General features: G+C 69.8%; 18 protein-coding genes. 7 read left to right on the plus strand and 11 right to left on the minus strand.

Going from position 1 to position 16551, the window contains the following annotated elements; all coding sequences use genetic code 11:
* The first annotated feature begins 206 nt into the window (after window positions 1-206).
* Window positions 207-1751, plus strand: a complete 1545-nt coding sequence (locus tag VEA62_RS08340; protein ID WP_324820487.1) for an acetyl-CoA hydrolase/transferase family protein — start codon at window positions 207-209, stop codon at window positions 1749-1751.
* 213 nt (window positions 1752-1964) lie between these two features.
* Window positions 1965-2510 (plus strand): DUF1003 domain-containing protein, encoded by a 546-nt coding sequence (locus VEA62_RS08345; RefSeq protein ID WP_324820489.1) that lies wholly within the window; start codon window positions 1965-1967, stop codon window positions 2508-2510.
* A gap of 58 nt (window positions 2511-2568) precedes the next feature.
* Here VEA62_RS08345 and VEA62_RS08350 read toward each other — a convergent pair whose 3' ends face one another.
* The 3 genes from VEA62_RS08350 to VEA62_RS08360 are packed head-to-tail and all read right to left on the minus strand — an operon-like array spanning window position 2569 to window position 4363.
* A complete protein-coding gene (locus tag VEA62_RS08350; protein WP_324820491.1) occupies window positions 2569-3147 on the minus strand; it encodes an NAD(P)H-dependent oxidoreductase in 579 nt (192 codons plus the stop codon).
* 3 nt (window positions 3148-3150) lie between these two features.
* Window positions 3151-3522 carry a hypothetical protein gene (locus tag VEA62_RS08355; RefSeq protein ID WP_324820493.1) on the minus strand — a complete coding sequence of 124 codons (372 nt, stop codon included), beginning with the start codon at window positions 3520-3522 and terminating at the stop codon, window positions 3151-3153.
* 10 nt (window positions 3523-3532) lie between these two features.
* Entirely contained in the window at window positions 3533-4363 is an 831-nt protein-coding gene (locus VEA62_RS08360; protein ID WP_324820495.1) for a universal stress protein, read from the minus strand.
* A gap of 113 nt (window positions 4364-4476) precedes the next feature.
* Between VEA62_RS08360 and VEA62_RS08365 the strand changes: the two genes are divergently transcribed.
* The 4 genes from VEA62_RS08365 (at window position 4477) to VEA62_RS08380 (ending at window position 7912) form a co-directional block, all read left to right on the plus strand.
* Window positions 4477-4863: a cytochrome c gene (locus tag VEA62_RS08365; RefSeq protein WP_324820497.1), complete on the plus strand. Its 387-nt coding sequence runs from the start codon at window positions 4477-4479 to the stop codon at window positions 4861-4863.
* Entirely contained in the window at window positions 4860-5357 is a 498-nt protein-coding gene (locus tag VEA62_RS08370; protein WP_324820499.1) for a pyridoxamine 5'-phosphate oxidase family protein, read from the plus strand. The genes VEA62_RS08365 and VEA62_RS08370 overlap by 4 nt, the downstream gene beginning before the upstream one ends.
* Before the next feature lie 68 nt (window positions 5358-5425).
* Window positions 5426-6286, plus strand: coding sequence for a universal stress protein (locus tag VEA62_RS08375; protein ID WP_324820501.1), 861 nt, complete (start codon window positions 5426-5428; stop codon window positions 6284-6286).
* A 45-nt stretch (window positions 6287-6331) separates the two neighbouring features.
* Complete coding sequence (locus VEA62_RS08380; RefSeq protein WP_324820503.1) at window positions 6332-7912, plus strand: MBL fold metallo-hydrolase; 1581 nt, start codon at window positions 6332-6334, stop codon at window positions 7910-7912.
* A 38-nt stretch (window positions 7913-7950) separates the two neighbouring features.
* Here VEA62_RS08380 and VEA62_RS08385 read toward each other — a convergent pair whose 3' ends face one another.
* Window positions 7951-8583 carry a sensor histidine kinase gene (locus VEA62_RS08385; RefSeq protein WP_324820505.1) on the minus strand — a complete coding sequence of 211 codons (633 nt, stop codon included), beginning with the start codon at window positions 8581-8583 and terminating at the stop codon, window positions 7951-7953.
* Window positions 8584-8681: 98 nt separating this feature from the next.
* Between VEA62_RS08385 and VEA62_RS08390 the strand changes: the two genes are divergently transcribed.
* Window positions 8682-9320, plus strand: coding sequence for an NAD(P)H-dependent oxidoreductase (locus VEA62_RS08390; protein ID WP_324820507.1), 639 nt, complete (start codon window positions 8682-8684; stop codon window positions 9318-9320).
* Here the strand turns inward: VEA62_RS08390 and VEA62_RS08395 are convergent.
* The 7 genes from VEA62_RS08395 to VEA62_RS08425 all read right to left on the minus strand — a co-directional run bounded on the left by VEA62_RS08395 (window position 9305) and on the right by VEA62_RS08425 (window position 16527).
* A complete protein-coding gene (locus VEA62_RS08395) occupies window positions 9305-10072 on the minus strand; it encodes a glucose 1-dehydrogenase (RefSeq protein ID WP_324820509.1) in 768 nt (255 codons plus the stop codon). The genes VEA62_RS08390 and VEA62_RS08395 overlap by 16 nt on opposite strands.
* A 4-nt stretch (window positions 10073-10076) precedes the next feature.
* Window positions 10077-10640, minus strand: a complete 564-nt coding sequence (locus tag VEA62_RS08400; RefSeq protein ID WP_324820510.1) for a CC0125/CC1285 family lipoprotein — start codon at window positions 10638-10640, stop codon at window positions 10077-10079.
* A 63-nt stretch (window positions 10641-10703) separates the two neighbouring features.
* Window positions 10704-11093, minus strand: a complete 390-nt coding sequence (locus VEA62_RS08405; RefSeq protein ID WP_324820512.1) for a response regulator — start codon at window positions 11091-11093, stop codon at window positions 10704-10706.
* 83 nt (window positions 11094-11176) lie between these two features.
* The gene (fixJ, locus tag VEA62_RS08410) at window positions 11177-11776 is read right to left on the minus strand and encodes a response regulator FixJ (RefSeq protein WP_324820514.1); all 600 of its coding nucleotides are present in this window, start codon (window positions 11774-11776) and stop codon (window positions 11177-11179) included.
* On the minus strand, window positions 11769-13205 hold the full coding sequence (locus tag VEA62_RS08415; RefSeq protein ID WP_324820516.1) for a PAS domain S-box protein: 1437 nt from the start codon (window positions 13203-13205) through the stop codon (window positions 11769-11771). Before VEA62_RS08415 ends, fixJ begins: the two co-directional genes overlap by 8 nt.
* Before the next feature lie 98 nt (window positions 13206-13303).
* Window positions 13304-13945, minus strand: a complete 642-nt coding sequence (locus VEA62_RS08420) for a helix-turn-helix domain-containing protein (RefSeq protein ID WP_324820518.1) — start codon at window positions 13943-13945, stop codon at window positions 13304-13306.
* Window positions 13946-14031: 86 nt separating this feature from the next.
* Window positions 14032-16527 (minus strand): cation-translocating P-type ATPase, encoded by a 2496-nt coding sequence (locus tag VEA62_RS08425; protein ID WP_324820520.1) that lies wholly within the window; start codon window positions 16525-16527, stop codon window positions 14032-14034.
* Window positions 16528-16551: the final 24 nt, after the last annotated feature.

Below are 16551 nucleotides of genomic sequence, written 5' to 3' on the forward strand. Positions count from 1 at the left end.
GCAGGATGCCAGCGGCCGTCAGCCATGCACCGGGCGACTGTCCGGCGACTCCGTTCCCTGATACAGCAGCAGGCCGTCCCACGACCCGATCAGCAGGCCGGTGATCGTGCCGGTGGTCGGAAATCCGTTCGGCCCCCGGCGGGCAGGCCTGGCCGGCGGAGGTCATCCTTGATCCGCATCAAGGCCGGGCGGCGCGCGCGAGGCCAATGCGTGCGGCGGAGACAATAGGAGCAGGGATCATGAGCCGGATCAATTCGGCCGCGCATCGGCGCAAGGTGATGGACGCCGAGGCGGCGGCGGCGTTGATTGCGCCCGGCAGCACCATCGGGCTGAGCGGCTTCACGGGATCCGGCTATCCGAAGGCGGTTCCCCTGGCGCTGGGGGGCCGGATCGAGCGCGAGCACGAGCAGGGCCGCCCGTTCCGCGTAAAGGTCTGGACCGGCGCCTCCACCGGCCCGGAGCTCGACGGCGCCCTGGCCAAGGCCGACGGGATCGAGTTCCGGCTGCCGTACAACTCCGACCCGGTCGCCCGCGAGAAGATCAATCGCGGGGAGATGGAGTATTTCGACATGCACCTCAGCCAGGTGGCTCCGGCCGCCTGGCAGGGTATTCTCGGCCCGCTGGACACCGCCGTGGTCGAGATTTCCGGCATCCGTGAGGACGGCTCCCTGATCCCCTCGTCCTCGGTCGGGAACAACAAGACCTGGCTGGACCGCGCCTCGCAGGTCATCCTCGAGGTCAACCGCTGGCAGAACCCGGCCCTGGAGGGGATGCACGACATCTACTATGGCACGGCCTTGCCGCCGGACCGGCGGCCGATCCCGCTGGTGCGCGCCGGCGACCGCATCGGGGAGTCGGGATTTCGCTGCGACCCGGACCGGATCGTCGCCATCGTCGAGACCGATGCGCCGGACCGCAATGCACCGTTCGCGCCGGCCGATTCCACCGACCTCGCCATCGCCGGGCACCTACTGGAATTTCTCTCCCACGAAGTCGCCAGGGGCCGGTTGCCGCCGTCGCTGCTGCCGCTGCAGTCGGGCGTGGGCAACACGGCCAACGCGGTCCTGAGCGGGCTGGGGGAAGGGCCCTTCCACGGGATGACCGCCTTCACCGAGGTCATCCAGGACGGCATGCTGCATCTGCTCGAATCCGGCCGGCTGCTCTCCGCCTCGGCGACGGCGTTCTCGCTGAGCCCGGAGGCGGCGCACGACCTCAACGCCCGGATGGCCGAGTTCCACGACAGGATCGTGCTGAGGCCGCAGGAGATCAGCAATCACCCGGAACTGATCCGCCGGCTCGGCTGCATCGCCATGAACGGCATGATCGAGGCGGACATCTTCGGCAGCGTGAACTCCACCCATGTCATGGGGTCGCGGATCCAGAACGGCATAGGCGGCTCGGGCGACTTCGCCCGCAACGCCTACATTTCGGTCTTCATGTCGGCCTCGACGGCCAAGGGCGGACGCATCTCGACGATCGTCCCCCACGCCTCGCACGTCGACCATATTCCGCAGGACGTGCAGGTGATCGTCACCGAACAGGGTCTGGCCGACCTCAGGGGCCTGTCGCCCAAGCAGCGGGCGACGCTGGTGATCGAGAACTGCGCCCATCCGGATTACCGCCCGGCCCTGGCGGACTATTATGCGCGGGCCAGGCGGGAGTCCTTCGGTCAGCAGTCGCCGATGCTGCTGCAGGAGGCTCTCTCCTGGCACGACCGTTTCGTCCGCACCGGCACCATGAAGCCGGAGTGATCCTCCGGCCTGCCCAGGGCCCGCCTTGATCCGGATCAAGGCGGCGCCCGCCGGGTCGGGCGACTGTTTGGCTCCGAAAGGAGTCAGCCGTGCCGGAAATGGCCGTCCCAGTCATCGTCGCCGTCTGCGCGGCCGTCTCGCTCGCCATCCTTGTGGTCGAGGGCGTGTCGATCTGGGCCCGCCTCCCGCCTCGCAACCGGAACTGAGCCGGCCATGACCGCGACGGAACGGCAGGAAGAACTCGCGCTCGGCCTCCTCGGCGCCGGCTACGCCGAGCTCACGCCGGTCCAGCGCAGCGTCGTCGACCTGATGGCGGCCGAAGCTCCAACGGGCGTCGGGCCCTCGATGGCCGATGATCGCGACTTCTGGGACCGGACCGCCGACCGGGTCGCCCGGATCGGCGGCTCCTGGAGCTTCCTGGGCGGCTTTGCGCTGGCCATGCTGGTCTGGATCGCGGCCAATCTGGCGCTGGCGCGCTGGGCGTTCGATCCCTACCCCTTCATCTTCCTGAACCTTGTGCTGTCCACCCTCGCGGCCGTCCAGGCTCCGATCATCCTGATGAGCCAGAACCGGCAGGCGGCCCGGGACCGCCAGGCCGCCGAGCATGACTATCGCGTCAACCTGAGGGCCGAACTCGAGATCATGCGTCTGCACGACCGGCTGCAACTGAATGAGCAGCAACTGCAGCGGATCGAGGCGGCCCTGGCGGTTTCACCACCGTCGGCCCCGCCTTACGCGGCCGAACGCGCCCCGCGTTGAGCCGCGCGACCCGGCACGGCCCGCGGCCCGGGAGCGCCGACTCGAAAGCCGATCCGCCCTAGGCCGCGCGTGCGCCCATTTCGCGGATGCGCTTCAGCAGGCGATCGCGATCGCGGCGCGACTCGATCCCGCCCAGAACCGTCTCCCGGGTCGGGCCGAAGCCGACCAGGGCGAGGATGCCGGTCTTGAGGGCCTTGAGGGAGTGGCTGAAGAAGACCGTCCGATAGATCAGCGCCGGCATGCCCATGGTGACGATGATCCGCACCGAGCGTCCCTTCAGCCGGCCGCTCCCCGGCGCCACCGCCCTTCCGCCGAAGGCGAAGGCCGGCCGCAGGACCTGCTCGAACAGCGCCTTGAGCCGGGCCGGCATGGCTCCCAGCCAGAGGGGATAGATGATCACCACGTGCTCGGCCCACAGCAGCTCTTCCTGCAAGGCGAGCACCGCAGGGCAGGGCGTTCCGGCGTCCCAGTCCTGTCGGGTGGTCAGCATCGGAAAGTCCATCCCTGACAGGTTCACGCGGTGGACCAGGTGCCCCGCGCCGGCCCCGCCCTGGGCGTAGGCGGCGGCGAGGGCGTGACAGTAGCGGCCGGGATCGGGATCCGGATGGCCGTCCAGCACGAGGATCCGGCGGGCCATGGCTCAGAGCTCCGCCACGCGCTCGACGAGATAGGTATGGGTGGCGCCGTCGCCGGCGATGATCGAGACATATTCACCCGGCACGAAGCGCTCCTCGCCGAGGCGGAAGCCGGTCGCGTCCTCGCGGTCGCCGCCTGGAAAATCCAGCAGCCAGCGGTCGCCGGTCGTATGGCGGAGCTGGCCGGTCGCCGCGGTGGCGTCGTGTTCGAAGCGCCGCACCCGGCAACGGTCGGACTGGTCGCGGCAGGCGGCGGTATCCAGCCGGCCCTCGTCGTCGAGGAAGGCGACGATGTCGTAGCCAGTACTGGCGTCGCCATTCGGATGGGCGGGCTCGCGCGCGAGTTCCAGGCGGATGTGGCGGATGTGTGCGGTCATCAGGACCCTCCTAGTGGGCGAGGCAGACGCAGATCGTGCTGTCGTCGAGCAGGTCGCGCGTCACGCCGCCGAGCGCCCATTCGCGCATGCGGGCGTGGCCGTAGCCCCCGGCCACGATCAGGCCCGCGCTGCGGGCGAGTGCTTCGTCCAGAATCTGACGACCGGCCGCGGTGTCGCCTGGATGGGCGACCACCGGCTCGGCGGCGATCCCGTGGCGCGTCAGGTATCGGACGACGTCGGCGAGTTCGGCGTCGGCGACTTCGTGCTCGTCGCCCGGCCGGATCGCATAGAGGGTAACGCCCTTCGCCCGCTGCAGCAGCGGAATCGCCGCGGCCAGGGCCAGACGGGCTTCGCGGCAGTCCTTCCATGCGACGAGGGCATGTTCCCCCACGGGATTGCGCAGGCGCGTCGGCGGGGAGACCAGCACAGGCCGGCCGCATCCCATCAGCACGTCGGCGACGTCCGGCGCGTGATAGGGCGCGCGCGTGTTGCGGCCGCCGAGTATGACCAGATCCGCCGCCCGGGCGGCGCGCGTGCAGGCCTCGCCGGGGAAGCCGACCTTGCCCCGCCAGTCAGCCTCCACGTCCCGGTCGCGGATGATCTGGAAGAAGCGCGTGCGGGCGCTTTCCACCTCAGCCTCCGCCATGTCGCGGTAGAGGGTGAACAGCTCTCCGGCCATGGCTCCGCCGGCAAGCGGATCATACAGGGGCGGTGCGATGGAGCCGACGCAGAGACCGGTCAGGTGGGCGTTGAAGGCGTTTGCGAGGTCGCAGGCCAGTTCGAGGCGGCTGTCGCTTTCCGGGCCGTCGTCGACGGCGACGAGCAGGCTGGCGTAGGTCATGGTGGTCTCCAGGTCTGGCCCGAGAGAACCGCACGCCGGTGTCGCGCGCTTTGATCAGGATCAACGCCGTGTGTTCACCGTCGGGTGATCGTGCGCCACCCTGGAGATGCAGCATGTTCATGCACCGTTTCGGCCCCGGCGCCCTCGCCGCCCTCACCCTGGGCGCCGCCGCCTGCGCGGGCCAGCCGCCGTCCTCGCCCGCGTCGGCCTCGCCCGCGTCGGCAAGCCCGGATGCGGCGATGGACGCCGCGGCGCGCGGCCAGCGTATCGCGGCCAGGACCTGCGCCAACTGCCATTCGGTCGGACCCGTCGGCGCCAGCCCGATGGCGGAGGCCACTCCGTTCCGCGAGATCGCGCACCGCTACCCTCTCGATCAACTGGAGGAGGCCTTCGCCGAGGGGCTGGTGACCAGCCATCCGGCCATGCCGGCCTTTGTGTTCCGCGCCAGCGAGATCGACGATCTGATCGCCTATCTCGAGACCGTGAAGGCGGAGCAATGAGCGCTCCGGCTCCAATCCACGGCCGTGCGGTCGACGCCATCGTCGAGCTGCTGGAGCGCGAGCGGCTGATGACGATCGCCTGCAACCGCCCCGACGGCTGGCCGCAGGCGACCACCGTGGGCTATCTGAACGAAGGCCTGAACCTGTATTTCATCGTCGCCCGCACGAGCCAGAAATACGCCAACCTTTCGGCTGATCCGCGCGCCTCGGTGGCGATCCGGTCCGAGAGCGGCGGCCATGGCGGCGGCGTCGGCGTCTCCATGGCGGGACGGGTGGCGGAGGTGGTCGATCCGGAAGCCGTCGGACGGCTCAATCGCCGCATCGGCGAGCGCTACCCCGAGGTGCACATCTACTCCCCGTCGGGCGACTCCGTGGCCGTGCTTCACTTCAGGCCGACCATCATCTCCGCCGTCGGGGTGACGCGGGGGCGCAGCGAAGCGGAGACATTCACGGTCGGCGAGAGCGGGGACGAGAGCGTTTCCCGGCTGTTCTGAGGTGTTTGACTCCGATCAAGGCCAAGGCGGCCCGCCTGATCCAGGCTGATAGAAAAGGGAGACCCGGCATGAGCTTCAAACGCATTCTCGCCCTCGCGTCAGGCGGCGCCGGGGACGCCTCCGCCCTGGCCTTCGCCGCCTGGCTTGCGGGTCAGCACGACGCCGTCGTCGAGGTGATCCCGACCTATGCCGACTCCGCCATAGACATGATCGCCCTCGGCATGACCCTGGGCGCGACGCTGTCGCAGGAGGCCATCGAGGAGGTGACGGCGGCGGAGCGGGAGCTGCACGACCGCATCACCGAGGCGGCGCGCCAGGCGGCGAACGAGGCGGACGTGGTGTTCGGCGCCGGGGAGGGCGCGCCGCGGCTGTCCGTCCTCACGCGGGGACTTCGGCCGTCGCTGGCCGTGTCACGCCATGCAGCCCTGGCGGACCTGGTAGTGGTCGCCCAGGAGGCGCTCCAGACCGGGCCGGGAAGGGAATTGCTGGGCCAGACCCTGCTCGCGGACCGCGCGCCGGTGCTGATCGCGCGCGGTGAACCGGAGCGCCTGGCCGGTCCGGCCGCTATCGCTTGGGACGGAAGCCCGCAAGCGGGCCGGGCCGTCCGCGCCGCCCTGCCGCTGCTGGCGATGGCCAGCGCCATCCATGTGCTTCAGTGCGTGACGACTCTCGACCCGCAGACCGCCGATCCCGACGTGGAGCACCTCAACGCCTACCTCCGGCTTCACGGTGTCGGCGCCGGGGTAGCGACCCTGGTGGAGGGCCCCGAGGAGGGCGCGGCGCTGATCGCGGGGGCCGAGGCCCTGCAGGCGGGGCTGCTTGTGGCGGGCGCCTGGGGACACTCCCGGGTTCGCGAGACGGTCTTCGGCGGCGCGACGCGAAGCTTCCTCGGGCGCAAGGAAGGACCCAGCCTTCTGCTGGCGCACTGACGTCTCTCCAGCCGCTGTCCCTCCACTGTCCCCGGAAACCGCAACTTGACCGCTGACCTGACCTTTTACGGGGCCGCCGAGTGCGTCACCGGCTCCTGCATGCTGCTCGAGTCGGCTGGCCGGCGAATTCTCATCGACTGCGGCATGTTCCAGGGGCCGAAGACGCTCAAGGCGCTGAACTACGAGCCCTTTCCGTTTGCGGTCGAGTCGCTCGACGCGGTGTTGCTGACCCACGCCCACATCGACCATTCGGGCTTGCTCCCGAAGCTGGTCAGGGCTGGCTACCGGGGGCCGATCTTCTCGACGCGGGGAACGCGCGATCTGTGCGAGGTGATGTTGGCGGACGCCGCCGGCATCCAGGAAAGCGAGGTGCGGCACCTCAACCGGCGCAACGCCCAGCGAGGCCTGAAGTCGGTCGAGCCGATCTATACGACCCAGGACGTCGATCCGACGCTTCGGCTGTTCGAGCGGGTCAAATTCGGGGAACCGACGGCGGTCGTGGGAGGCGTTCAGGCGACCTTCTGGCCCGCCGGTCACCTGCTGGGCGCCGCCTCGATCCAAGTGCAGGTGGATGGGGCGGGTGAAGGCCTGAACCTGCTGTTCTCGGGCGACATCGGATCGGGGCGGCAGCCCTTCCTGCCGCGTCCGGACGGCCCCGCCGGGGTCGACCATGTCATTCTCGAGAGCACCTATGGCGATCGCGAACGCATCGATCTGGAGCTCTCGGCCCGGCGTCGCGCGCTGGCCGATGAACTCCGCCAGGCGCGCGCGGCGGGCGGACCGCTGCTGCTGCCGACCTTCGCCGTGGGCCGCGCCCAGGAGCTGATCCTCGACCTTCTGGCGGTGATGGACGCCGAGCCGGATCTGGCCGCCGACATCTTCCTCGACTCTCCGCTCGCCATCGAAGCCACCGATGTCTTTCTGCGGCGCGGCTGGAACCCGGATTCCGGGGAGAATCCGTTCGAACCGCTGCGCCACGCCACCCGCCTCCACCACCTGATGCGTCCCCAGGAGAGCGATCGGCTCGAGCGCCTGAGCGGATGGCACGTCATCCTGGCCGGCAGCGGCATGTGCGACGCCGGACGCATCCGCCGTCACCTAAAGCGCCTGCTGTGGCGCAAGGAGGTGACGGTGCTGATGACCGGGTTCCAGGCGGCCGGCACGCTCGGCCGCCTGCTGGTGGAGGGGCGTTCGGCCGTCCGCATCCAGGGCGAGGATATCCGGGTCGGGGCGCGCATCCGCAATCTGGACTGCTACTCGGGGCATGGCGACGCGACGGACCTGGTCGATTGGCTGTCGGCGCGCAGCCCCGTCGGCGGCAGCGTGCTGCTCGATCACGGTGAACCGACGGCGCTCGCAACCCTGTCGGGCCGGCTGGCCGCCGCCGGCTATCGACCGCTCACGGCGACGCTGGACCAGACCTACCGCCTCACCCGGACGGCGGCGGAGCCGCTCCCCAGGGCCGGCGCGCGGCTGGCGCCGGGGCAGGCGACCCGGCCCGACTGGCACAATGACCGCGCCGCCCTGCTGGTCGCCCTGAACGAGAGACTGCAGGCGCTGTCCAGCGATGCGGAACGGGTCCGGTTGATCGAAAGGCTCGGCGAGGCGCTGCGGATGGACCGATGAGCGATCAGGCCGGGCAGGGGATACAGGCAGCCCAAGGCTCAGGCGGGGGCGCTCCCGGCGCCGGGGAATGTGAGCTCGAAGCGTGAGCCCCCCTGATCGATCGATCGGGATATGCGGCCTCCGAGTTGCTGGGCGAGGCGGGATACGAGCGACGTGCCGAAACCCGGAAGCCAATCGCCGCCCGAGCTTCCCACGCCCGTGTCCGCGACCGTCAGTCGGGCGCCGCCGTCTGCCAGTTCCAGTTTCACCTCAATCACGCCCGCTCGCTTCGCCAGGCCATGCTCGAGCGCATTGCCGACCCACTCCGCGGTGATCATCGCCAGGGCGGAGGCGGCGCCGGGGGCGGCGTAGAGCGGCTCGATGTCGACCCGGATCTCGGCGTTGCGGTCGACGGCGTCCAGCTCGGCCACATCGCGGCAAATGTCGCCGAGCAGGTCGTCGAGCCTGACAAGGTCGCCGCCGCCCTCCTGCAGCCGCTGGTGAAGGTGCATGATCGCCCTGACCCTGCGGCCGGCCTCGCTGAGCACCGTCGCCGCGTCGGGCGGAGCGGTCCGGCTCTCCAGCCTCAGGAGACTCGCGACGGACTGCAGGCTGTTGCCGATCTGGTGATGCGCGGCGCGCACCACATCTGCGGCGTCGGCGCGTGGAGGGCTGAGGTCATTTTGCGTCATGGCCTTCTCCTGAAGTCCGGCAAGGCTAGGCCGGGAAAATTCCGGGAGCCTTGAGCCAGATCAAGGTATAGGGCGGTGTGACCCGGGACGATTGAACCATGCAGTCTTCAGCCCCCCGCATCGCCGTTCTCGTCGCCCACCCGCGGCGGCGCAGTTTCACCGTCGCCATGGCCACCGCCTTCGCCGGGGCGGCGCGGGCCGCCGGCGCCGACGTCGTGGAGCGCGACCTTTACCGGCTCCGGTTCGATCCGAGGCTGCGGGCCGGCGAGATGCCGGATCACCTGGGCGCGGCGGTCGGGCCGGACGTGGCCCGGGAACGCGAGGCGATCGCCGGCGCCGACATCTTCGCCTTCTTCTATCCGCTGTGGTTCAACGCCACGCCGGCGATGATGAAGGGCTACGTCGACCGGGTCTTCGGGATGGACTTCGGCTACACGGCCCGGCGGCAAGGCGGCAACCAGCCGATGCTGGGCGGCCGCAAGATGATCACCTTCACCTCGTCGGGCGCGCCCCAGGACTGGGTCGAGCGCTCCGGCGCCTGGGAGTCCATGCAGCAGCATTTCGACGCCCATTTCGCGGCGATGACGGGGCTGGAGATCATCGGCCACCACAACGTCGGCGGCGTCGTCGGCGGGATGCGCAAGGATGTGGTCGAGCGTCACCAGCGGGAGGTCGCCGAGCGCGCCCGCCGGATCGTCGCCGCCTACCGCCCCGAGCCTGATCAGCGGGCGGTGTAGCCGCCGTCGATGACGAGCTCGGAGCCGGTGACGAATTTCGCCTCGTCCGACGCCAGGTAGACGGCGCCCCAGGCGATATCGTCGGCCTCGCCCATGTGGCCCAGCGGGTGCAGCGCGGCCGTCGCCTTGCGGCCTTCCTCCAGATCGCCCTGCGCCGACAGATGGCCCTCCACCATGGGCGTCCAGATGAAGCCGGGGTGGATCGAATTCACGCGGATCCTGTCAGCCGCGTAGAGCAGGGAGTCGGTCTTGGTCATCAGGCGAACCGCGCCCTTTGAGGCATGATAGGGGGGCACATCGGGGCCGCCGACCAGTCCATAGATCGACGACAGGTTGATGATCGACCCGCCGCCGGCGCGCTTCAGGTGCGGGATGACGTGTTTGGTGCAGAAGAAGACGCCCTTGACGTTGATCCCCTGCACCCGGTCCCACTCGGCCTCGGTGATCTCGTGGGTGGGCTTGCTGACCCCGGCCACCCCGGCGTTGTTCACCAGGATGTCGATGCGCCCGAAATGCTCGATGACCTCGGCGATCACCGCCTGCACCTCCCGTTCGCTGGAAACGTCGCAGCGCCAGTAGGCGACGGGCAGGTTCCGTTCCCTGAGCATTTCGATGAGCTCGAGCCCCTCGGCGTCGCGCACGTCCAGCAGCGCGACGGATGCGCCTTCCTCGGCCATGCGGATGGCGGTGGCGCGACCGAGGCCGACGGCGGCGCCGGTGATCACGGCGACCTTGTTGGACAGACGGTTCATGGCTTCAGTCCTCCGGACGGATGATCCGATTCTCAAGCGACGCCTTGACCGCCCTGGCGTCGAAGGCGCGGGCGTCGTCGGCCGGCTTGGCGCCGCGGTGCATCACGACCTCGGCGACGGCCTCGTAGGCGGTGACGCGCGAGACGTCGAAGGCCGGTCCGCGGCCGTGGCGATCCCACGACTGCCACCCCGCCCGGACGCCATAGGCGTAGCGCCAGTGGGGCTCCCAGCCGGGACCCCAGGCGCCGATCGGCTCGCGCACCACCAGGGTGACGTGTTCCTCGGTGTCGCGCTCCACCGCCTGGAACCAGTCGTAGCCGTTCTGCAGGGTGAGTTCGGCGGCGCGGTACAGCAGGTAGGTCTCGACCGTCTCGCGGGAGGTCAGGCTGTTGCCCGCGAACACGACGCGCCAGCGCTCCGGCTCGACCTGCAGTTCGCGATAGCCGTCCGCGTGGGCGGGGTCCGTCAGGGACGCCGCATGATAGGGCGTGGGCGTGGCGCAGCCGCCGAGGATGGCGACCGCCATCAGGCTGGCGAGGAAGGGAGCGGTTCGGACGGTGGCGGACATGAAGGTGTTCTCCGGTTCGGCCCTCCGTATCGGCCGGCCCCGCCTGCGCCGCCTTGACCGATGTCAATCGGCCCCGTGCAGCAGGCAATGAATCTGGTTGAACAATGTTTCATCGAGCAGCGGCTTTTCCACGATCGGGGCGCCCGCCGCGGCGGCCCGACGTCTGAGCACGGCCGACGGCGCGGTCGTGATGAGGATGGCCGGAGCGTCGAGCCCGCGACTCCGCAGTTCGGCAAGCAGATCGACGCCGTTGAGATCAGGCAGCTTCTGGTCGATGACCAGACAGGCGAAGGTGCGCCCCGCGTCGGCGAGCACAATGGCCTCCCGCGCGGTCGTGCAACGTTCGACGAGAAAACCGCGGGCCTCGATCATGAAGGACAGGGCCTTCAGTACGTCAGGGTCGTCATCGACCACCAGCAGCGCCGGCGAGCCTGCAGGATTGGGGGGCAACACGAGGGGCTCCGCTCAAGAGATCGGCAGACAGCCGACGCCTAACCATGGCGCCCGAGGAGTTCGTCGCCTTGATCTGGGGCAAGTCAGAGGCCGGCGGCGAGGGCGATCCGCATCAGTTCGGCGACGTTGCGGGCCCTGGTCTTGCTCATCAGGTTCGCCCGATAGATTTCGACCGTCCTTGGACTGATCTCCAGTTCGAATGCGATCTGCTTGTTGAGCTTGCCCTCGACGACGCCGACGAGGACATCCCGTTCGCGCGGCGATAACTGCGAGAGGCGCTCCTCTGCGGCCCTGCGGGCCACGTCGGGCTCCTCGACGCTCCGAAGGTTCGTCAGGGCGGTGCGGATCGCACTGATCAGATGCGCATCGTCGAAAGGCTTTTCGATGAAGTCCACGACGCCCGCCTTCATGGCTTCCACCGCCAGCGGAACGTCGCCATGGCCGGTCATCACGATGACGGGGAATGTCGCGCCGCGGTGCTTGAGCTCGCGCACCAGCTCCAGCCCGGTCAGCCCCGGCATGCGAATGTCGGTCAGGATACAGCCGTCGGCGACCGGCAGTGCGTCGAGAAATTCGTTCGCGGACGGATAGAAGCAGGCCTCCACGCCGTTCACGTCGAGCAGAAAGGCGAGTGCGTCGCGCAGACCCTCGTCGTCGTCGATGACATGGACCCGGTCAGACACGTCCGTCCTCCTCGGCGCGGGGCAGGGTGAAGGTGAATACCGCGCCGCCGCCTATATTATCCTCGGCCCAGATGCGTCCACCATGGGCCTCTATGATGGTGCGACAGATTGACAGACCGACACCCATGCCCGCCGTCTTGGTCGTGAAGAACGGCTGGAAGAGACGCTCGCGAACCGCCGGGCCCACGCCGGGTCCGGTGTCGGCGACGCTGACCCGGATGGATCCGGCGTCATCGGCCCGAAGCCGAATTTCCAGCTGGCGGCGGGGCGCGTCGGACATGGCGTCAACGGCGTTGCGGATCAGGTTCAGGGCCACCTGCTGAATCTGGACCTTGTCCACGATCACCCGGCCGATATCCCTGTCCAGGCGCAGGTCCACCCTCATGTCCTGGTCCTTGACCCCCACCAGTGCGAGGGCGCAGGCCTCTTCCAGCAGCCTCGCCGGATCCTCGAGGGTATGTTCGGTCTCGCCCTGGGCGATGAACTCCCTGAGGCGCTTGATGATGTCGCCCGCCCTCATGGCCTGGTCGCCGGCCTGGCCGAGAGCGGACTTCAATCTGGACAGGTCGGGCCGCTCGGCCTCCAGCAGGGTCACCGATCCCTTCATGTAACTGGCGATCGCCGAAAGCGGCTGGTTCAGTTCATGGGCGAGCGAGGAGGCCATCTCTCCCATCGCGGTCAGACGTGAGACATGCACGAGTTCCGACTGAAGCTCTTGCATCCGCCGCTCCTGGGCGCGGCGCTCGGTCAGGTCGCGGACGAAGCCGGTGAAGTATCGGCTTGCGCCGGAGCCCGCCTCGCCGACGGCCAGTTCCATCGGAAATGTCGAGCCATCCTTGCGCTGACCAACCACGATGCGCCCGATGCCGATGATCCGCCGTTCACCGGTCTCGAGATAGCGTTCCATGTAGCCGTCGTGCGCCGATCTGTAGGGCTCGGGCATCAGTATGCTGACGTTGCGTCCGATCGCCTCTTGCGGCGTCCAGCCGAACAGCCGCTCGGCGGCGACGCTGAACGACTGCATGATGCCCGCGGCATCGATGACGATCATGGCCTCCGGAACCGTATCCAGAATCGACTGCAGATGGGCCTGGCGACTCGCGACTTCCTGGCTCCGGCGCCAGAGGCGCTCGCCGGTCACGGCGATGGCGGGTCCCAGGAGGGCGAACCCGAACGCATCGATGAGATTGGCGGGGTTTGTCCAGAGGGCGCTCTGGAGAATGGCCGCGGCGGCTCCAAGACAGAATACGGTGGCCGCCAGGGCCGGGCCCAGCCCGCCGAGCGCGGCGGCGACGAGAACGACCGGCACATAGAGGATGAGGAAGGTCCGGTCGCCGAAGCTGGAACTCAGACCGATCCGGATTCCGGCCGCGACAACCGCACCGCCGACGGCGGCAAGATAGCCGGCCCGGCGATCCGGAGAGGGCATGATTGCGGACCGAACCTGCACCGGCTCCTCGGAAGGCGACCGTGAATCGCGACGGCCATCGACCCAGCCTATCATGATCGAGCGCGTCCCGCGCGGGATCAGGCGGCGGCCATCTCCGAGAGGGCGCCGAAGCGCCGGATGCGGTACTTCCGCGCGCCGACGAATTCCACGAGACCCTCCGCCTGGAGTCTACCCAGCATGCGGGAGATCGTCTCGATGGTGAGCCCCAGATAGTCGGCCATGTCCTGGCGGCTCATCGGCAGGGCGACGAGTTCACTCCGGAAGCGGTCGGCGATGTCGAGGAGGAAGCGCGCTACCTTCTCGCAGGCGGTGGCCCGCCCGAGCAGCAGCATGTGGGACTGGGCGCGGGCGAGTTCGACCGCGGTGGCCTGCCAGATCATGCGGTCGAGGCGGCCGGCGTCGTAGGCGGCGGAGCCGGAGCGGCGGACGGCCAGAACTTCGCAGTCGGAAAGGGCTTCGGCCGAGAACCGGTGAGTGTCGCCGATCTCGACGCCGAGTACGTCGCCCTCATAGTAGAAATCGCCGATCTGGCGGCGCCCGTCCGAAAGCAGATGGCTGGTGCGGACGGCCCCGCGCACGAGGCGGTAGATCAGGTCAGCATCCTCGTCCTGGGCGTAGATCTCTTCGCCCTGGCGGAACGTCAGGCGCGCGGCGCCAGCCCACTCGTCCGCGCCGGCATGGGCGCTGGCCAAGGTCTCATTGAGCAGGGTGTGCGTCATGTCGGGAACTCCTCGTCTGGTGACGAGAAGGGATAGGCGACCGGATGGATGCTGGTTATTCGGGAGCGGTCCGTAAGCGTCTGCCCCTAAGGGTCGATACGTAGGTCGCGGGCGCCCCGGCCGAACCCTCGCACCAGGGCTCGAACCGCACCGCTCCACCCCCCTGCGAGGAGGCCGGTCGCCATGGCCAGCGCCAGCAGCGGCAGGTCCGGCGCGCCGAAGCGGAACACCGCGGCCGCCTGTGGAACGTAGAGGCTTGTGAGGAGAACCACGCCCAGCCCCGCGGCGATGGTCCAGAACAGGCGCCGCCGCGGATCGAACAGCCCGACCCCCGCGGAGGCGCCGATCGCCATTGCCAGGGCCAGGTTGCCGACAGCGAGGGCGACATAGCCGGAGGCGCGCGCGGCGGCCTCTCCCGCCACGGGCAGGAGAACGAGGTAGAGGGCGAGGACGGCTGCGAGGATGACCGTCCCCTGCGCCAGGCCGGCCAGCATTTCACGTGGGCCGAACAGCCCGGAGTGTCGCGGCCGGGGCGGCCGTCGCATGGCGTCCCGCTCGCTCGGCTCGGCCTCGAAGACGAGGGAGCAGACCGGGTCGATAACCAGCTCGAGCAGGACGACATGGATCGGGAAGAGAAAGGGCGGCGCGCCGAGAAGGATCGGCAGCAGGGCCAGGCCGGCGATCGGCACATGGATGGCGGTGACATACACCAGCGCCCGGCGCAGGTTGGTGAAGATGCGCCGGCCCAGCCTCACCGCGCCGAGGATGGAGCCGAACCGGTCGTCGAGCAGCACGAGGTCGGCCGCCTCGCGGGCGACGTCCGTACCGCGCCCGCCCATTGCCACGCCGATGTCGGCGGCCTCCAGCGCCGGCGCGTCGTTTACCCCGTCCCCCGTCATGGCGACGACCGCCCCATTGGCCTGGAACGCGCGCACCAGGGCGAGCTTCTGGCCCGGCTGAACGCGGGCGAAGACCCGCACCGTGCGCACCCGGGCGGCGAGGGCGCGGTCGTCCAGGGCCGCGATCTCCGCCCCGGTCATCATTCCGTCCGCCACGTCGATGCCCGCATCGGCCGCGATCTTCAGCGCCGTCGCCGGATAGTCGCCGGTGATCATGGCCACGGCGATGCCCGCGGTCCGGGCCGTCTGCAGCGCCGCGGGCACGTCGGCGGCGACAGGATCGAGAAATCCCACGAGTCCCGTGAAGCTGAAGGCGAGCGCCTCCGGGGAGGGCGACGGCGCGTCGTGGATCGCCTCGGCGACCGCCAGCACCCTCAGGCCGTCTGAAGCGAGGCGTTCCAGCGCCTGCCGGGCGGCGGCGATCCCGGCCGGGCTCATCCGGCACAGGGCGAACACCGCTTCGGGCGAGCCCTTGGCGGCCGTGAGCCTCGCGCCGTCCATCCGCCAGGTCTGGACCACGGCCAGCCGGTGCGGCGCCAGCGGCCACACCTGCTCGGGCCGATCCGTCGCGGGCGGCGCGAGCGCGACCAGGGCCGCGTCCATGGGGTCGGTCGGCTGGGGGCTGCTGGCGCGAACCGCCACCTCCAGCACTCTCCGCAGGGCCGGGGCCAGATCGTCCTCGTCGGGCCGACCCTCCGCCTCCGGCGACCAGAGGGCGACCACAGCCATCCGGTTTTCGGTCAGGGTGCCGGTCTTGTCGACGCAGAGCAGGGTGGCCCCGCCCAGCGCCTCGATGGCGGCGGCGCGCCGAACCAGCACCCGTCGCCTCGCCAGCCGCCAGGCGCCGAGGGCGAGGAACACCGAGAGGACCACCGGGAACTCTTCCGGAATCAGGGCGATGGCGATGGTGATGCCGGCGAGGGCGCCTTCGATCCACAGGCCCCGCAGCGCGCCGTAGGCCAGGGCGACGACGACAGCGAATACCAGCGCCAGGGCGCCGATCCAGACGACGATGCGGCCGGTCGACTTCTGCAGCGGCGTGCGGTCCCGGCCGATCGCCGACAGGGAGGCCCCGATCCGCCCCAGCGCGGTGGCGGCTCCCGTCGCGCTGACGCGAAAGACCCCCTGGCCCGCGACCGTGAGGGTTCCGGCGAAGATCTGGTCGGACAGGGCGTCGTCCGACCGGGCCCGCGCGCCGCTCCGGATCACGGGAACGGATTCTCCGGTCAGGGCCGACTCGTCGATCTGCAGGATCTCCGGCCCGATCAGGACGCCGTCGGCAGGGACCCGCTGACCCTCGGCGAGAAGGACCACGTCCCCGCGCACCAGGTCGCGGGCCGGGATCGCCTGGGCACGACCGTCGCGGACCACGCGAACCGTGGGATCCGAGAGACGCCGCAGAGCCCTGAGCGCGGTTTCGCTCCGCACTTCCTGCGCCGCCACGAGGGCGATGGTGACAAGCCCGGCGGCGGCCAGGAGCACGCCCTCCGCCCGGTCGCCCAGCGCCAGATAGAGCGCGGAGGCCGCGGCGAGCAGCAGGAACATGGGTTCGCGCAGGGCCGACAGGACGATGGCGGCCATCGGCCGGGTCCGGTCCGCCGACAGCAGATTGGGTCCGTCCTCCTCGAGCCGGCGCGCCGCCTCGGCCGCCTGGAGACCGTGGAAGGATGTGTCCGGACTCATGGCCGCTCCGCCTGCACCGCGCCT

Origin of the sequence: Brevundimonas sp., from assembly GCF_035627475.1 — a bacterium.
In the GTDB taxonomy this organism is placed as follows: Bacteria; Pseudomonadota; Alphaproteobacteria; order Caulobacterales; family Caulobacteraceae; genus Brevundimonas.

Excerpts from the sequence above, each read along its gene's own strand:
- VEA62_RS08400 (WP_324820510.1), bottom strand. The coding sequence starts at position 10,640 with ATGTCCGCCACCGTCCGAACCGCTCCCTTCCTCGCCAGCCTGATGGCG.
- VEA62_RS08365 (WP_324820497.1), top strand. The coding sequence starts at position 4,477 with ATGTTCATGCACCGTTTCGGCCCCGGCGCCCTCGCCGCCCTCACCCTG.
- VEA62_RS08420 (WP_324820518.1), bottom strand. The coding sequence starts at position 13,945 with ATGACGCACACCCTGCTCAATGAGACCTTGGCCAGCGCCCATGCCGGC.
- VEA62_RS08375 (WP_324820501.1), top strand. The coding sequence starts at position 5,426 with ATGAGCTTCAAACGCATTCTCGCCCTCGCGTCAGGCGGCGCCGGGGAC.
- VEA62_RS08395 (WP_324820509.1), bottom strand. The coding sequence starts at position 10,072 with ATGAACCGTCTGTCCAACAAGGTCGCCGTGATCACCGGCGCCGCCGTC.
- VEA62_RS08390 (WP_324820507.1), top strand. The coding sequence starts at position 8,682 with ATGCAGTCTTCAGCCCCCCGCATCGCCGTTCTCGTCGCCCACCCGCGG.
- VEA62_RS08360 (WP_324820495.1), bottom strand. The coding sequence starts at position 4,363 with ATGACCTACGCCAGCCTGCTCGTCGCCGTCGACGACGGCCCGGAAAGC.
- VEA62_RS08370 (WP_324820499.1), top strand. The coding sequence starts at position 4,860 with ATGAGCGCTCCGGCTCCAATCCACGGCCGTGCGGTCGACGCCATCGTC.
- VEA62_RS08415 (WP_324820516.1), bottom strand. The coding sequence starts at position 13,205 with ATGCCCTCTCCGGATCGCCGGGCCGGCTATCTTGCCGCCGTCGGCGGT.
- VEA62_RS08425 (WP_324820520.1), bottom strand. The coding sequence starts at position 16,527 with ATGAGTCCGGACACATCCTTCCACGGTCTCCAGGCGGCCGAGGCGGCG.
- VEA62_RS08350 (WP_324820491.1), bottom strand. The coding sequence starts at position 3,147 with ATGGCCCGCCGGATCCTCGTGCTGGACGGCCATCCGGATCCCGATCCC.
- VEA62_RS08345 (WP_324820489.1), top strand. The coding sequence starts at position 1,965 with ATGACCGCGACGGAACGGCAGGAAGAACTCGCGCTCGGCCTCCTCGGC.
- VEA62_RS08340 (WP_324820487.1), top strand. The coding sequence starts at position 207 with ATGCGTGCGGCGGAGACAATAGGAGCAGGGATCATGAGCCGGATCAAT.
- VEA62_RS08355 (WP_324820493.1), bottom strand. The coding sequence starts at position 3,522 with ATGACCGCACACATCCGCCACATCCGCCTGGAACTCGCGCGCGAGCCC.
- VEA62_RS08385 (WP_324820505.1), bottom strand. The coding sequence starts at position 8,583 with ATGACGCAAAATGACCTCAGCCCTCCACGCGCCGACGCCGCAGATGTG.